Here is a 17,181-nt window from a genome sequence, read left to right on the forward strand (position 1 = left end):
TAGCGCTTAAGCTGGCGTTGATTTGCTTTTTTATGTAATTAATCGATAAATAGATACTTCTATCTTATTCAAACTTCTTGTTAACTGAATATGTAAACTTGAAGAAAATAAATTTGAAAAATCGATTTGATTAGTTTTTAAAAATAGGCTATACTCTTTACTTCAAGTGTTTCGTCAAAGAACAATATAAGAGTATTACAGTGATAGTCAATTGGTATTTACATAAGTGCGTAATAGTGTATTTTTTACGGAATGTGATTTTTTAATATAGATAAAACAGCTTACATAAAGTATTTGTGGTTGCCACACAAACGCTCAAACCTCTCATATTATAGATTCACCTTTACTATTTAATGTACCAATAAGTATCTTATTCAAATTATTAAAAGCGACATCATAAACTCAATAATTATATTGTTCAGAACACGTATAATAGAGGGGTCGAATAATATTAAATATTCACAATGGAAAGATAAATTAGATTGGCCAGTATTTTTGATTAGTGGGGGCATCCTTGTTTTATTTGTATTGATGTCATCCATTTTTACACAGACAACTTCGAATTTCGTACAAAAAGGTTTTCAAATTTCAATTACTTATTTTGGAGCTTTTTGGCAAGTATTACTTTTAGCAACATTTGCAGTAGGTGCATTTTTGGCATTTTCAAAATATGGTCGTGTTCGACTAGGAAATGCTTCTAAACCAGAAATGGGTTATTTTAGATGGGCTGCTATCGTAATCACATCGGGCTTAGGCGCTGGTGCTATTTTTTGGGCTGCAGCAGAACCGATGTATTATTTTATAGATGTGCCTCCAACCATGGATCCTGACATTAAAAATGGCAGTACTCAAGCCATTCCAGCTGCTATGGCACAAAGTTTTACTTCTTGGGGCTTTACAGCGTGGGCAGTTTATGGCGCTGTTAGCGGTATTATTATTATGTATGCACACTATAATAAACATTTAAAAATGCGTCCTCGTACACTACTATATCCAATTTTTGGTAGTAAAATAGAAAAAAATAAAATTGGATGGATTATAGATGTGTTTTGTATTTTAGGTGCTGTCGCTGGTACTATTGGAACAATTGGATTCTTCGGTTTTCAATTTAGTTACTGGTTACATAGCATTTTTGGTATACCCGATAATATAATCACTCAAATATTGTCTGTTACAGGCTTAATGGTTGTTGTAACTATCTCTGCTACTACCGGCATTGAGAAAGGTATTCAATTTTTAAGTAAATTAAATGTATGGTTAGCACTAGCACTTGCAGCATTTATATTATTATTAGGTCCTGGGCACTTTATTATAGATACATTTATATCTTCATATGGTGTTTATATCACTCATTTTCTAGAAATAAGTACATTTAGAGGAAATGATAAATGGGCTGGCGCATGGATGCTATTTTTCTTTGGTTGGTTTATAGGATATGGGCCATTAATGGGAATGTTAGTTGCTCGTGTATCTAGAGGTCGTACAATTAGAGAAATATTTTTACTTGTATCAATAGTAGCTGCAGTAGTTTCTCATATATGGTTTTCTATTCTTGGCGGTAGCGGACTTTTTTATGAAATCAAAAACAGTGGTGCAATCAGTGGGCCATTAACAGATAACGGCTTACCTGCAGCAGTCATTTCAATTGCGTCTCATTTACCATTAGGCACTGTTATTGTCATTGTTTTATTACTATTGACGTTAATATTTGTCATCACCACTGCCGATACGATGTCGTATTCAATTTCGATGTCTGTTACAGGAGAAGGTGACCCACCTAAAATGATAAGACTCTTTTGGGTTGTTATTATGGGCGTTATTTCAATTGTTCTAATTAATATAGGGGAAGGTAGTATCAATGCTATTCAATCTTTTATTATTATTACGGCCGTTCCTATATCAATCATTATGCTGCCAGCAGTTTGGACAGCACCAAAAATTGCACATAAATTAGCTGTAGAACAAAACATAGTAGCTAATAAAGATGCAGAGACTTCAAAAGACGATATTTTAGCTAAAAAAACTTCTAATAACGATTAAACTAATTGTAATTTCAAAACATATAATAGAAATGTTTCAGTTTAACACTAAAATTAAATTGAAAGTAAACTTATATTAGATTCAAAAAGGGCGTATCCATTATGAAAATGGGTACGCTTTTTACTATAATATTTTACTATAATAAATTTTTTGGCGTATACGCCCCTAAGAGAAAATAGACTTATAACAAGTTTTCACGACTTAATGTACTATCAACAAAAACTCCGAGACATCTATTTATGTCCCGGAGTCACTGCTCAAAGTAAATATTTAATTAACCATCAAGAATTATTTATTTTGTTTCATATCTAAAAGTTGATTTTGTAATTCGGTTTCAAGTTGATTCAATTCGGACTCAGCTTGTTTACGTTTATTACGACCTTGTTCTTGAATCTGTAATGTCTGTTCTATTGTTTCAATAATGTCATTTTGCGTTGTTTTAAGAGTCTCAATATCAACGACACCACGCTCATTTTCAGTAGCAGTTGCTAGAGCATTTTGTTTCAATAGTTCAGAGTTCTTTAATAATAAATCATTTGTCGTATCAGTAACGGCTTTTTGAGCAGTTACTGCATTTCGTTGTCTCATTAAAGTTAATGCAATTGACATTTGATTTTTCCACAATGGTATACTTGTCAGAATAGAACTTTGAATTTTTTCTGCTAATGCTTGGTTAACATTTTGAATCATTCGTATCTGTGGCGCTGTTTGTATCGCAATTTGTCTAGATAATTGTAAATCATAAATACGTTTGTCTAAGCGATCGATAAATTGCTCCATATCAGATGCAGCTTGCACATCCATTTGATTACCTGTTGATTTTGCTTGCGCTCTTAATTTAGGCACATCCTCTTGTTGCAAATCATGCTGCTTCTTTTTGGCAGCTTCAATATACAGTGATAATTCATCAAAATAGTCTTTATTCATATTATATAATTCATCTAGCATATCTACATCTTTAACTAAGTTGTTTTTATGCTTATCTAACTCAATAGATATGCGATCTATCTGTGAGCCAACCGACTGCATCTTTGAAAATATTTCATTTACAGAGGCTTTTGTTCTTCTAAAAATACGCTTTAATTTCGATTGGTTTTCTGGATTCAATTCATCAGGATTTACTGATTTTAATTTGCTCATCAGTCCATTTAACGATTCACCAACTGGTCCAACGTCAGTTGTTTTGACCTCATTTAATATACGGTGTGAGAATTGTGACATATGTGATTGTGCTTCCGTACCATAATTTAGTAAGCCATCATGATCCATAGGTTTTATTTTTTCGCTCAACTCATTAATCTTTTGTTGCTCTTTTTCAGTATATTGGGTAGAGTTGACCACTTCAGACTTACTTGTAGAATTTTCTTCTATATATTTATCTAATGGATGCGAATTTATATAGTCTTGTTCTCTTGCCATAAAATCTCTCTCCATTCTTATTTTAATTTGCTACTTCTTATTTCGACTTTGTTCAATTTTGTTTAATTCCATCTCTATATCTAACTTGCTATAATCTTCATCATTAATTCTTCTTAAATCAGCTACCAATGTTCTTTTAACTTCATCCAAAGTAATTCTTGTTTGTTCTAATTTTTGTTTTTCTTCTTTAGTTTTCTTAGGTGACTTAGACAATCTTGTATATGCTTCAATTAAATTCAATGCATTATCAATATGGGAGTAGAAGAAACTTTCGACTTTAAAAAATGAACTTGGTTGTTGTTTTACTGCATAAAATATAGCCCGAGATATTCTATAGATTTCATTTACTTGTCTAAAGTCTTTAATAGATCTAACATTTACAAATGATTTGAATATGCGTCTAATTTTATCCTGTGTATTGTTTAATTGACCGTTTACAAAGTGATAATCTCGACGAGTTAAACCAATTTCTTTTAAATATTTTCTAGAAGTTAAACGTTGAATAGGGAAGTAAAACGTTATAAATGTTGCTACGGAAATCAATAAATCAAAAATAAAATAAATATCTAAGGCAAATATACTAACAAACCATGCGATAACTGCTGCTGGCAAAGCAATAATTGACCCGAAAATACGAGAAATATTATATCTCAAACTTCATCTTCCTTTATATAGTTTTAAAATCTTTCAATGATTGCTCAATTTCTATCTCTTCAGTAGTAAAGTCCTCAACATGGGATGCGGGCGAAGCGCCATCTGTAACTGCGTTAATAAACTGTGTTAAAGATGGTTCATCACCTTGAGCATATATATCAACGTAATTATCTACATTTTCAACGGTACCAACAATATGATATTTTCGTGCTATTTTTTGGGTATAATAACGAAAACCTACACCTTGTACCATCCCAAATACTTTAATGTGTTTACGTTTCATAAAATCACCTCTTAATTAACATTATACGAAATTTAACGCTACAAAACTAATATTTAAGTTTATAAATTGATAGTCTATCGGTCTAAAGTATGAGTCAGATAACTTGATTTTGTATATTAACTCTTTAAAATATTACACATAGACAAAAAAATTGTACGTCTCTAAATCAAAATAAAAACGTCTATATTTAGTTTTATTTTATTTCTATTTATAAACATGGGGGATTTAATTTAGAGTATATGTGTGATCGAAATACATACATAAGTATAAGCACTTTGTTCTATAAGTCTAAATAGCGAGGTGCGATCTCAGTTACACCAAAAAATGATTTAGACTATATATGAAAGGGTGAAGATTTATAATGTGGACAGTTGCAAAAATTCGAGCTGATTATGAAGGCTGGTGGTTATTTAGTGACTGGACTGATCATATCGTAGAACAGTATGACTTCGAGACTTACGATGAAATGTTAAATTTCTACAAATCATTAATTTTAAAAAGCAAAAATTCATTTGATAACTATTTAGTTGGAAAGCACAATATTCATGCATTTTATAACAATTGCGAATTAGGATTTTGTGAGGATTGCGATGAAGATTTACAAATATTCTATAGTTTTATAGTTTTAAATAAAAATGAAGTTTATTTTAATTTGCCTATAATTGAATAAACTATAAATTAACGTTTGCCTTGCAATTCAACTGAAAATATCCTATAATGTTAGTCAAGCAATTGTTTTATTCCATATTGCAAAGAATATTGTACTTACAGACTCGTACTGTCTTATTGTATTTTTTGTAATATGCGAATAACGCATATTGAATGAATATTAGTCTTGGAGGTTTCACATTTATGAAACAAGGTACAGTAAAATGGTTTAACGCTGAAAAAGGATTTGGTTTTATCGAAGTTGAAGGAGAAAACGATGTATTCGTACACTTCTCAGCAATTAACCAAGAGGGTTACAAATCATTAGAAGAAGGTCAATCAGTTGAATTTGAAGTAGTTGAAGGCGACCGCGGTCCTCAAGCTGCAAACGTTGTAAAACTATAATATAGATTGCAATATTGACTATTTAAAGAACCTTGTTAAAGGTTCTTTTTTTATAGAACCCCTTGCTTATTTGATAAACAAGGGGTTCTTAATGCATGCGTTCTCGCATGTATTCCTATTTAATGCTTATTTATAGAACTAGATATTTTAAATAAAAAGTGGTTCCATCAACCTTAAAGGAGATGGAACCACTTTTTTAAATTTATTTCGTATCATTAATGATTAATTGACGTAATGATTGACGTTTAATAACTTCTCTAGCTTTACCGTCTTTTAAGAAGAATACTGAAGGCTTCTGCATTTGATTATAGTTTGAAGCCATTGAATAATGATAAGCTCCTGTAGATAAAACTGCTAAATAATCGCCACGTTTTACTGTGCTAGGTAATTTTGCATCTTTGATAATAACATCGCCAGACTCGCATAATTTCCCTGCAATTGTAACCGTTTCATCTTTAGGGTCATTTCTATTAACAAGTAGTGCTTCATATTGCGCATCGTATAATGACGTTCTAATATGATCGCTCATACCTCCATCAATAGAAACGTATTTATTAACATTAGGGATTTCTTTAATTGTCCCAACTTCATATAAAGTGATACCAGCTTCACCTACAATTGAACGTCCAGGTTCAATACCGATTTCAGGAATAGGGTAATTAACTTCTTCTACAATCGATCTAACCGCAGTAGTAATTTCCTCAATCCCTTCTTCGATAGGAAAACTTACATCTCCTTCAACATATTTAATGCTGAAGCCACCACCAAGATTTATTAACTCTACTTCAATATTATTCTCTTTCAACCAGTGAACTACAAGTTTTGTAGTCTCAATCATTGCTTCAGTACCCTCAATTTGAGAACCTACATGAAAATGAACACCTTTAAGGTTTAAATGTTTTGAAGTTCTAACTTTCTGTACACCTTGAATAGCTAAACCATGCTTAATAGATAAACCGAATTTACTATCTTCTTGTCCTGTTTGAATAAATTCATGCGTATGTGCTTCAACACCTGGGTTTAATCTAATGACTACATTGACTTCTTCACTTGCGTAACGATCAATAAGATCAATTTCTTCCAATGAATCTATAACGATATAACCAACTTTACTTTCTAAAGCATATCGAATTTCATGTTTTGTCTTATTATTCCCGTGAAAGTGAATATGTTGTGGGGCAAACCCAGCTTCTAAAGCTGTGTATAGTTCACCTTCAGAGACAACATCTAACTCAAGATTTTCTTCTTGTACCAACTTAACCATTTGTAAACAAGTAAATGCTTTAGATGCATATGAAACATTGTAATTTAATCCACTTTTTTTAAAAGATTCATGAAAACGTCTCATTTGATTTCTAATTTGCACTTCATCATATACAATCGTAGGCGTCCCAAAACTTTGCGCTATAGTTTTAAGACTTGTACCTCCCATTGTAAGTTCGCCACTATCATTATATTCTACTACCATAATTTATCTATACTCCTTTATTAGTGAGTCGTGATTCATTGCACTCAGTTGTTCAGAATTGGCACCGACACCTTTAAACGTATATTCATCAACACGTATATCATTATTATATAATATAACTTCATCTCGTGCATTCACGCTATCATCGACTTCTACAAACATATGACTCATCATCAACGCACAAATAGGGAAACGTTTGCCGTTTATCATCGCTTCATGCTTCGCTCTTGATTTAAGAATGCCGTCACCATAACCAATATCAACCACTGCTAGTTTAGTTTGATCTCTTGTAGCTTCAAACGCAAAACTATAACCGCAGTAATCACCTTTATTTACTTCTCTTACTTGAATGATATTGCCTTTAACGGTTAATGATTGTTGAATGACCGTTTCGTCTATCTTACTATATGGTCTAGATCCATACAAAGCAATACCTACACGCGCATGTGTATGATTAGGGAATATACCTTCTTCTCTATAATAACTTGCGCTATTTTGAGCATGAATCATATCAAATTGGTAGTTTTCAGCTAATAATGCTTCTACAATATCTAACCATGCCTCACGTTCAATCTTATAATCAGTCACATCAAATTCATCTGCATAACCAAAATGGGTCCACAATCCAACAATGCTCATTTTATTAGTATTTTGGTTTTGCTCATGGTGTGAAAGCAGTTCTTTAATTTCAGCTATCGTTTTCATTCCTGAACGATGTAATAAATTCTCATATTCTACATGTACTTGTATATCATATAGTTCATTTAAATTCTCATAATAAAATGATAGGGAAGGTAACGTCATTTGTATGTTATAAGCACGCACTTTATCAAATTCATAGACAGCATTCATTAAAAAAATAGTAGCATCTGGAGCTAGTTTACGAATCCGTATAGCTTCCCTTAATGAAGTCGTGCTAAATGTATTAATGCCTATTGCCAAAAATTGTGTAACAGCAAACTCTAATCCATAATGATATGCATTGTTTTTGACGACAGCCATCAATTGGTTGTCTTGTTTTACATTTTCAGCGTTTTTTCTAAATGTTGCTGTATCCACAGACCAAATAGCTGTCATTTTGCGCGCACCTCACTGTAAGAATTTAATATTTGTTCATAATAATCAGCAATTCTAATAAGCATATGTTCATTAAAGTTCAAATGAGAGGTATGTAATCCCGTCACAAATCCTTTGGCTTCATCGCGTACACCTACGAAAACAAAATAACTTGGAGCTAGTTGGCTATAAAAACTAAAATCTTCTCCAAATAAATATGGCGTAGGTTTATCAATCACTTCAAATTTCGCATTTTTCAAGCCATTTTCTACATGTTTACGTAAATTCGGATCATTATAAGTAGGGGGATAACCTTCTTCAAACTTCACTTCACAGTCTACATTGAATAATAATTTGACACTTTCTGCAATTTTAGCCATTTGTTGCTTAACTATTTCTAAATCATTAGTATCATAAGTACGAATAGTACCCTCCAAATATCCATGGCTAGGTACCGTATTAATAGCTTCTCCAGCTTCAAAATGACCCATATGGACTATATTTCGTTTTAAACCATTTAAATGATATTGTTGAATTTGACCAACTTGACTCAGTACATGTTGTAATGCCTCTCCACAAGAATATCCTTGTTCTTTATCCGCTACATGACTTGATAGACCATTCAAGAAGAATCTATATTCTGTAGCACTCGCAGTAATCTCTTCATCTCTGATGACAACACGACCTTCATTTTCAAATGGCATCACATGGACTCCAAACACTGCTTCAATAGGGTATTGATTAAATGCTCCGGCTCTAATTAGTCGATTTGCACCACCACCTGTTTCTTCAGCAGGTTGAAAGATAAAGACAATATTTTGAGGAAGCTCACCACGATCAGCTATGACTTTACAACGTTTAACAAAGAGCATTAACGCCGTTGTATGTCCATCATGCCCACATGCGTGCATCACATTATCCGTTTTACTTCTAAAATCTATATCATTTTCTTCGAATATTGGTAACGCATCGATATCTGCGCGATAAGCAATTGTGTGTTCACCATTACCAGGTATGTATGCAATAATCCCTGTATCAAGTGGTTTTTGATATGCGACTCCCAATTCATCTAAAAAGTTAGCAATATATTCAGTTGTTTCATATTCGTGTAGGCTCAATTCTGGATGTTGATGTAAGTAACGTCTATGTGTTGTAACAAATTCTAACTCATTCATTAAAATCAAATCCTTTTAGTTAAAGTTATATTTAGACTCTAGTTCATTCGCACAAGCCTATTATGTATCATTAAATATTATAAAAATGAGGAGGTAAGACGACCTTTTAATATATGAAATCACTATCACATATTAAAAGTTGAGACATTATAATAAATTTTATGCAGTCTCGTCTATACCTCCCATTTGGCTATTTCAATATTCATTTAAATGAATATCTTTGTTTTAATTAAGTATTAGTCATTTAATTTTCTTAATGCTGAAACAATCTCGCGTTTAGAATCTTCAACTTCACTTGTTTGCTTAATGACTTTTGCAGGAGTACCAGCTACTACAGAACCTTCTGGTACATCTTGGGTAACGATTGCGCCAGCCGCAACAATAGAACCTTTACCAACACGAACACCTTCAAGAATTACTGCATTGGCACCAATTAACACATCATCTTCGATGACTACTGGCGATGCACTTGGTGGTTCAATTACACCTGCTAATACTGCACCAGCTCCAACATGAACATTTTTACCAGTAGTAGCGCGTCCACCAAGCGTTGCATTCATATCTACCATAGTACCTTCGCCAACTACAGCTCCAATATTAATTGTAGCACCCATCATGATTACTGCACCATCTTCAATAATCGCTTGTTCACGAATAAAAGCACCAGGTTCAATTCGTGCATTTGTATTTGTTAAGTCTTTCAATGGAATTGCAGAGTTACGACGATTCATTTCAATTTCTAATTCATCAATACTTGATTGATTGCTTTCGTAAAATTGTTTCCATTCATCAGCTTCACAAAAGATTACTTTTGAATCAGCTGAACCAAATACTTTAAAGCTTTCAGGGAAACTCACATTTTCAAAATTTCCGTTTGCATAAACTTTTAGTGGTGTAGATTTTTTTGCATCACTTATAAATTGAATAATTTCTTCTGCCGTTAAATGTTGTACCATAATTAAATACGCTCCTTAGGGTTTATAGGTTGTCAAATGTATAATAATCATTTGCTTTATTGATTAATTTTTCTGCTGCGCCAATTGCACCATTGGCAAAAATATCTTTAGACTGTGCACGATGCGTTATTTCAATCGTTTCATCTGTACCGGCAAAGAGCACGTCATGTTGTCCTACAATTGTACCTCCACGAATTGAATGAACTCCAATTTCATCTTGAGTACGTTTTTCATTGTTTTCATGTCTATCATAAACTGGTGTAGATTGTGAACGTAAGGATTCAATAACATCGTAAAGTTTAACTAACGTACCACTTGGTGCGTCAACTTTTTTATTATGGTGAGCTTCTGTAAGCTCAATATCAAAGTCTTCGAGTAAGGGCACAGCAGCTTCTAAAATTTTAGTTAACGCATGAACACCATAACTCATATTTGCACTGAAAAATACAGGCATGCGATTACTTAGTTCTTTTAGTTTATCAATAATTGTATCTTTTTCACCAGTGGTCGCAATAACCAATGGTAAAGTGAAATCCTCCTCTAATAGAGGTAATAATAATTCAGGATTTGAAAAATCAATAGCCACGTCTGCGTCTTTGACATCCGCAATATGTTGAAAAGTAGGGTAAGAGTAGTCTTTAGTTTCATCCCTTACAATTAGCCCTACAATTTCATGTCCTTTTTCTTCAGCTAGTCTAGCAACACGTTGATTCATTGCTCCATAGCCAATAAGTACTACTCTCATGCTTTTTCACCTGCTTTAAAATTTTCATAAGCTTGTTCTAATGTTTCACGTTCAGCATCTTCAAGTGGAACTAGTGGTAAACGCACTTCATAATTTCCAAATCCTTCCAATGCTGTTAATACTTTCACTGGAATAGGGTTTACATCTACTGATAGGGCATCAAGCAATGTTTGAATTGGTTGAAATTGCGTTTCAATATTTTGCCCATTTTGTTTAGCATCGTATAACGCTTGGAATGACTTCGGAATCACATTTGCAACAACTGAAATTACACCGTGACCACCTTTATTAAAATATTCAACCACATTATCGTCATTTCCACTATATAAAGCGAACTCATCTAGTTTTAGACGTTTTTTTAAATCATCTAAATAATCAAAATCATTTGTTGCATCTTTTAGTGCGACGATATACTCATTTTGACTTAATGTTTCGACAGTTTCTGCTTCAATTGTCATATTGGTACGAGAAGGCACATTATATAAAACGACTGGTAATTTAACTGCATCAGCAATTGTCGTAAAATGCGCAATTAAACCACGTTGATTTGTTTTATTATAGTAGGGCGTAATCAACATGATTGCATCTGCGCCTAATTCTCTAGCACGTATCGAAGCTTGAATAGATTTTTGTGTATTGTTAGTGCCTGTGCCTGCAATTACCGGTACTCGGCCATCTACATGGTTAATAACAATCTCTAATATTTTATCTTTTTCATCGTCAGTAAGTGTAGGATTTTCTGCAGTAGTACCATTGACTACGATAGATTTTGTATCGTTTTCTATCAAATAATCAATATGTCTTCTAATGGCTTCATAGTCTACTTCATTGTGTGTGAATGGTGTTGCTAAAGCTACACCAACGCCTTCAAAAATGTGTCCCATCTTATTTAACTCCTTTCAAGCTCATTACTTGTTCAAGAATTTGCACTGCATTTAATGCTGCACCTTTCAATAAGTTATCAGAAGTACACCATACGTGGAATGTATTGTCTAAACTATCATCACGACGAATACGTCCTACAAAAATTTCATCTTTATCAGTAGAATGTATCGCTAACGGGTATTCGTTATTCTGTGGATTGTCTACAAGAACAACGCGATCATCATTTTCAAATAATGCTTGTATTGCTTCAACCGTAGCTTCTTTTTCTAATGTTACGCTCATGTGTACACTGTGGCTATCTTGCACTGGTACACGAACACAAGTCGCTGTAACTTTTAAATCATCTGCATTTAGGATTTTACGTGTTTCATCAATCATTTTTTGTTCTTCTTTTGTATAGCCATCTTCAAGAAAACTATCTATATGTGGTAACACATTATTATAAATTGGATGTGGGTATGCTTCTGGCGCTTTGCCATTTGCACCTTCTGCTAAATCTGCTTTACCTTTAACACCAGATCCAGACACTGCTTGGTAAGTTGTGTATGCGACACGTTTCAAACCATATGTTTCTTGTAATGGTTTAAGTGGCACAACTGATTGAATCGTAGAGCAGTTAGGATTTGCAATGATTTTTCTATCTAGTTTAGGTTCATTGACTTCCGGTACAATTAAATCAATACCTTCAGTCATTCTCCATTGGCTAGAATTATCAATGACGATAGCTCCTGATTCTTCAAAGATAGGTGAGAAGTGTTCACTTGTACTTCCACCAGCGCTCATCAATACATAATCAAATGGTTCTTTAGCCGCATCTTCAGTTAATTCTCTAACAGTATATGTTTGACCTTGGAATTCTACTTGTTGTCCAGCTGAACGTGCTGATGAAAATAGCACCAATTCATCAAAAGGGATTTCTTTTCTATCAATAGTTTCTAACATTTTTCTTCCTACTAAACCGGTTGCACCTGCGATCGCTAATCTTGTCATATACAATACACTCCAATATTATTTTTTAATAGTACTATAATTTTGAAAATTCAGATATCAAAAGTTTGATAAAGGGTTTGAACAGCACGTTCGCCATTCACAGCATCAATAACACATGAAATACTAATTTCTGAAGTTGTTGTTTGATAAAATGAAATATTATTTTCAATTAATGTTTTGAATGCTTTTGAAGCTACGCCCGACATGTCTCTCATGCCAGAACCAATTAAAGAGAGTTTAACGTAATCTTCATTTATCTTAAAGTCTAACGCACTAAACGATTCTTTTAAAGACTCTAAAATCGTAGAAATTTGAATGACATCTGTATCTTTAATCGTAAAGGACATTTGTAATCCTTCCAAATTGATGATTTGTGATATCATATCAACATTAACAGAACCATCTTCTAAATGATTGAATAATGCAGTTAATAATTCATTATCGGGTAGGGGATAACTAATTGTAACGTGCATCATATGCGTATCTAACGCAACGCCTGTAACGGCTTTTCTTTCCAATATTTCAGTTTGGGGCATAATCCATGTTCCTTTCACATTTGATAAAGTTCTTCCTAAGTATAGTGGAATACTATAATTGTTTGCCAATTCTACACTTCTTGTTTCGAGCACACCTGCGCCTAAAGCACTCATCTCCATCATTTCTTCATAAGAGACATAGTCTAAACGCTTAGCATCCTTGTACAGTCTCGGATCTGTTGCATAAACACCATCAACATCAGTATATATTTCACATGATGTGTTATTGCTTGCTGCTAATGCGACTGCCGTAGTATCGGATCCACCACGACCTAATGTAGTTACTTCAAAGTTATCATTAATACCTTGAAAACCTGCTATGACTAAAATGTCATTTTCAGTAAATGCTTGTTCGAATGTATCAGGGTCAATTTCTGCTATACGACTCTTCAAATGATGGCCAACAGTCTTAATACCTGCTTGATAGCCAGTCATAGCTTTGGCGTTAATACCGATATCATTTAAAACCATCGATAAATAAGAAACTGTTTGTTGCTCTCCAGTGGTAAGCAAGAGGGCAAGTTCTTGATCTTTAGGGCTACTAGTTAAAGTCGAAACATTGGCCATTAATTCATCTGTTGTTTTACCCATAGCACTTACAACCACAATTAATTGTTCACCTTGCTCAACTCGTAATCTAAGCATTTCGGCAATATTTTTAATTTTAGTAAAATCACTTACTGAAGAACCTCCAAATTTTAAAACACTTCTTTCCAATTTCTATATCCTCCTCAACGAATAGGGGAGAATCACAGTATTATAAAAAAAGAACAAGTTCGGAATGCGAACCTGTTCTATAATATATATACAAGTGATGCACTCCATTATTTTAAAATAATGACAGACTCTTAGCTCTTAACCATAAAGTCCAACGTGTTATAAGCTGCTATTATAACTGTTTCGGCATCTCACCCTTTCAAAATTAGCTGCTAGCAGGCAGGTTCTTCTAATAATTACTAATGATTGATGCGCCTCATCAAAACCATATTTAATTTTTTGTTTATGATTCATATTATACATAGGCATACATGTACTGTAAACCGCTTTTACAAAGTTTTTTTAATTTACTGAAAAATATAATGTTCTATAAATTATTTTTGCAACTTATGTGTAAAAAGTATCGAAAAGTGCCTTGTATTTTTATTTTTTTAATTTTAATACTTCGGAGAGTGAACTAAAATTCTTCATAAACTGCCGGATCTTGTCCTTTTAATCTACCATCTTTTTGAGTTAATGTATTTATTTTTTCTATATCCTCATGCTCTAAAGTAAAATCAAAAACTTCTTTATTTTGAATTTGTCTAGCAACAGAAGTTGCTTTTGGAATAGGGACCACACCTTTTTGAATATGCCATCTCAAAATAACTTGAGGAATAGTTTTATCATATTTTGTTGCTATTGCCTCAATATCTTTATCATTTATAACTTCTGAAGCACGACCAAGAGGACTCCATGCTTGTGTGATGATTCCTTTGTCATTGTGATAACTAATCATATCTTCTTGATTAAAATAAGGGTGTAATTCTATTTGGTTTACTGAAGGCAGAACTCCTGTTTCTTGTTCTAACGTTTCAATGTGTTCAGGTAAGAAATTACATACGCCGATAGATTTAATTAATCCAGCACTTTGTGCATCAATCATCGCTCGCCAAGCCTCTACAAATTTACCTTGTCTTGGATTCGGCCAATGTATTAAGTATAAATCGATATATTCCACATTCAAACGATAAATCGATTCTTGAATAGCAATCATTGTCGCATTATAGTCTTGATAACGTCCAGGAAGTTTAGAAGTTACAATAATTTGATCTCTTGAGACATGACTCTGTTCAATCGCTTTACCAACGGCGCCTTCATTCTCATAATTGTACGCAGTATCTAATAAACGATAACCTTGATTTAGCGCGCTAACAATCGCATGCACCCCTGATGCGCCATTTAACTTATATGTACCAAAGCCTATTTGGGGTATTATCTTTCCATCAATCATATTTAAATTTTGCATTTTCAAATTCCTCCTAGCTTAAACTTATAATTATTATATAATTCTAGAAAAGCTTTTCAAAGTAATCGGCCCATTCAACGTTTCTTTTATAAACATCAAAAGGGGAGTAATAAAAAAAGTCTGTCAGATTATAATCTGACAGACAAACATATTTCCACTCTTTTTATTTAGTTATAATTTAACAATCAATAATTATTTCGTTAATACGCCAGTTTCTTCTAAATAAGCTTGGTATGAAATCTCTTTAGATACAGATCCAGCTGGATTTAAGTCGATTACACGATTTGCGATTGTATTGATGAATTCAAAGTCATATGAAGTGAAAATAAGAGAACCTTTAAAGTTCTTCAAGCCATCATTTACAGCAGTGATACTTTCTAAGTCTAAGTGGTTCGTAGGCTCATCTAGCAATAGTACGTTTGCACTTGATAACATCATTTTACTTAGCATACAACGCACTTTTTCTCCACCTGATAGCACGCTTGCTTTTTTCTTAACTTCTTCACCACTAAATAACATACGACCTAAGAAACCACGTAAGAACGTTTCAGTTTGCTCATCCTCAGGCGCGTATTGGCGTAACCAATCGACAAGATTCGTGTCAACACCTTCAAAGAATTCTGAGTTATCTTTAGGGAAGTAGCTACGAGATGTAGTAACACCCCATCTTACTGTACCTTCATCAGGCTCCATTTCTCCGGCTAGTATTTTTAGTAATGTTGATTTAGCAAATTCACTATCTCCAATTAATACAGCTTTATCGTTTGGATCCATTGTAAATGAAATGTTATCAAGAACTTTAACACCATCTATTGATTTCGATAGGTTTTCTACAAATAATAAGTCATTACCAATTTCACGTTCTGGTGTGAATTTTACAAATGGATAACGTCTAGAAGAAGGTTGAATATCATCTAGTTCAATTTTCTCTAATTGTTTTTTACGGCTTGTAGCTTGTTTAGATTTAGATGCGTTTGCAGAGAAACGCGCAACGAAATCTTGTAACTCTTTAATTTTTTCTTCTTTTTTCTTGTTTTGATCTTGAGCCATTTTCATAGCTAATTCACTTGATTGATACCAGAAATCATAGTTACCTACATAAATTTTAATCTTACCATAATCTAAATCAGCAATATGTGTACACACATTATTTAAAAAGTGTCTATCATGTGATACTACGATAACTGTATTATCAAAATTGATAAGGAAATCTTCTAACCAACTTATAGCTGGAATATCTAGTCCGTTGGTCGGCTCATCTAGTAATAGTACGTCTGGTTTACCGAATAGACTTTGTGCTAATAACACTTTAATCTTTTGGTTATTTTCTAATTCTGACATAGTTTTGTCTTGCAAGTCAGCTTTAATACCAAGACCAGAAAGTAGGGAACCAGCATCTGCTTCTGCATTCCAACCGTCCATTTCTGCGAATTCACCTTCAAGTTCAGCAGCTCTAATACCATCTTCATCACTGAAATCTGGTTTCATATAAATTTCATCTTTTTCTTTCATTACTTCATATAAACGTTCGTGACCTTTAATAACAACGTCTAAAACACGTTCATCTTCAAAGGCGAAGTGATCTTGTTTTAATACTGCTAAACGCTCATTTTTCCCCATTGAAACATGGCCAGTTTGAGCATCTAATTCACCCGATAAAATCTTCAAGAACGTTGACTTACCAGCTCCATTTGCCCCAATCAAACCATAGCAATTGCCATCTGTAAACTTAATATTTACATCTTCGAATAATTTACGATCGCCAAATCGTAAACTTACATCAGTAACTTGTAACATGCATTTACTCCTTTTCGTTAATCTACCGGACAAATTATAACACACTTAGCTCGTACTTTCGACCATTCTCGCTATACTGATGCTTGTTTCCTTATAGCATGTTATAATGAATAAGAATA

Annotated in this window: 16 protein-coding genes and 1 riboswitch; of the genes, 3 read left to right on the forward strand and 13 right to left on the reverse strand. The window is 33.3% G+C overall.

Annotated elements, in window-relative coordinates; all coding sequences use genetic code 11:
* The first annotated feature begins 450 nt into the window (after nucleotides 1–450).
* A complete protein-coding gene (locus ACM591_RS08665; RefSeq protein WP_029377320.1) occupies nucleotides 451–2,040 on the forward strand; it encodes a BCCT family transporter in 1,590 nt (529 codons plus the stop codon).
* A 288-nt stretch (nucleotides 2,041–2,328) separates the two neighbouring features.
* Here ACM591_RS08665 and ACM591_RS08670 read toward each other — a convergent pair whose 3' ends face one another.
* The 3 genes from ACM591_RS08670 to ACM591_RS08680 are packed head-to-tail and all read right to left on the reverse strand — an operon-like array spanning nucleotide 2,329 to nucleotide 4,396.
* On the reverse strand, nucleotides 2,329–3,459 hold the full coding sequence (locus ACM591_RS08670) for a toxic anion resistance protein (protein WP_029377321.1): 1,131 nt from the start codon (nucleotides 3,457–3,459) through the stop codon (nucleotides 2,329–2,331).
* A gap of 30 nt (nucleotides 3,460–3,489) precedes the next feature.
* Nucleotides 3,490–4,113: a 5-bromo-4-chloroindolyl phosphate hydrolysis family protein gene (locus tag ACM591_RS08675; protein WP_029377322.1), complete on the reverse strand. Its 624-nt coding sequence runs from the start codon at nucleotides 4,111–4,113 to the stop codon at nucleotides 3,490–3,492.
* 13 nt (nucleotides 4,114–4,126) lie between these two features.
* On the reverse strand, nucleotides 4,127–4,396 hold the full coding sequence (locus ACM591_RS08680; RefSeq protein ID WP_029377323.1) for an acylphosphatase: 270 nt from the start codon (nucleotides 4,394–4,396) through the stop codon (nucleotides 4,127–4,129).
* Between the two features lie 361 nt (nucleotides 4,397–4,757).
* Here ACM591_RS08680 and msaA point away from each other — a divergent pair, with 361 nt between their 5' ends.
* A complete protein-coding gene (msaA, locus tag ACM591_RS08685; protein WP_029377324.1) occupies nucleotides 4,758–5,066 on the forward strand; it encodes a regulatory protein MsaA in 309 nt (102 codons plus the stop codon).
* 182 nt (nucleotides 5,067–5,248) lie between these two features.
* Nucleotides 5,249–5,449 carry a cold shock protein CspA gene (gene cspA, locus ACM591_RS08690; RefSeq protein ID WP_001831260.1) on the forward strand — a complete coding sequence of 67 codons (201 nt, stop codon included), beginning with the start codon at nucleotides 5,249–5,251 and terminating at the stop codon, nucleotides 5,447–5,449.
* A 202-nt stretch (nucleotides 5,450–5,651) separates the two neighbouring features.
* On the opposite strand, the gene lysA is transcribed toward cspA, so the two are convergent.
* From lysA to ACM591_RS08740, 10 genes are all read right to left on the reverse strand, one after another.
* A complete protein-coding gene (gene lysA, locus ACM591_RS08695; protein WP_326013217.1) occupies nucleotides 5,652–6,917 on the reverse strand; it encodes a diaminopimelate decarboxylase in 1,266 nt (421 codons plus the stop codon).
* A gap of 3 nt (nucleotides 6,918–6,920) precedes the next feature.
* Nucleotides 6,921–7,994: an alanine racemase gene (locus tag ACM591_RS08700; RefSeq protein WP_326026716.1), complete on the reverse strand. Its 1,074-nt coding sequence runs from the start codon at nucleotides 7,992–7,994 to the stop codon at nucleotides 6,921–6,923.
* Entirely contained in the window at nucleotides 7,991–9,148 is a 1,158-nt protein-coding gene (locus ACM591_RS08705; protein ID WP_029377327.1) for an amidohydrolase, read from the reverse strand. The genes ACM591_RS08700 and ACM591_RS08705 overlap by 4 nt, the downstream gene beginning before the upstream one ends.
* Nucleotides 9,149–9,384: 236 nt before the next feature.
* Nucleotides 9,385–10,104: a 2,3,4,5-tetrahydropyridine-2,6-dicarboxylate N-acetyltransferase gene (gene dapD, locus ACM591_RS08710; RefSeq protein WP_326026715.1), complete on the reverse strand. Its 720-nt coding sequence runs from the start codon at nucleotides 10,102–10,104 to the stop codon at nucleotides 9,385–9,387.
* Nucleotides 10,105–10,126: 22 nt separating this feature from the next.
* Nucleotides 10,127–10,849, reverse strand: coding sequence for a 4-hydroxy-tetrahydrodipicolinate reductase (gene dapB, locus ACM591_RS08715; protein ID WP_217971584.1), 723 nt, complete (start codon nucleotides 10,847–10,849; stop codon nucleotides 10,127–10,129).
* A complete protein-coding gene (gene dapA, locus ACM591_RS08720; protein ID WP_326007700.1) occupies nucleotides 10,846–11,733 on the reverse strand; it encodes a 4-hydroxy-tetrahydrodipicolinate synthase in 888 nt (295 codons plus the stop codon). The genes dapB and dapA overlap by 4 nt, the downstream gene beginning before the upstream one ends.
* Nucleotide 11,734: 1 nt before the next feature.
* Nucleotides 11,735–12,724, reverse strand: coding sequence for an aspartate-semialdehyde dehydrogenase (locus ACM591_RS08725; RefSeq protein ID WP_058625586.1), 990 nt, complete (start codon nucleotides 12,722–12,724; stop codon nucleotides 11,735–11,737).
* A 50-nt stretch (nucleotides 12,725–12,774) separates the two neighbouring features.
* Complete coding sequence (locus ACM591_RS08730; protein WP_029377332.1) at nucleotides 12,775–13,977, reverse strand: aspartate kinase; 1,203 nt, start codon at nucleotides 13,975–13,977, stop codon at nucleotides 12,775–12,777.
* An 89-nt stretch (nucleotides 13,978–14,066) separates the two neighbouring features.
* A riboswitch (Lysine riboswitch) is annotated at nucleotides 14,067–14,245 on the reverse strand.
* 189 nt (nucleotides 14,246–14,434) lie between these two features.
* Nucleotides 14,435–15,265 carry an aldo/keto reductase gene (locus ACM591_RS08735; RefSeq protein ID WP_029377333.1) on the reverse strand — a complete coding sequence of 277 codons (831 nt, stop codon included), beginning with the start codon at nucleotides 15,263–15,265 and terminating at the stop codon, nucleotides 14,435–14,437.
* 192 nt (nucleotides 15,266–15,457) lie between these two features.
* Complete coding sequence (locus ACM591_RS08740; protein WP_029377334.1) at nucleotides 15,458–17,062, reverse strand: ABC-F family ATP-binding cassette domain-containing protein; 1,605 nt, start codon at nucleotides 17,060–17,062, stop codon at nucleotides 15,458–15,460.
* Nucleotides 17,063–17,181: the final 119 nt, after the last annotated feature.

It is taken from the genome of Staphylococcus sp. Ze2 (assembly GCF_048568365.1).
GTDB lineage: Bacteria > Bacillota > Bacilli > Staphylococcales > Staphylococcaceae > Staphylococcus > Staphylococcus xylosus.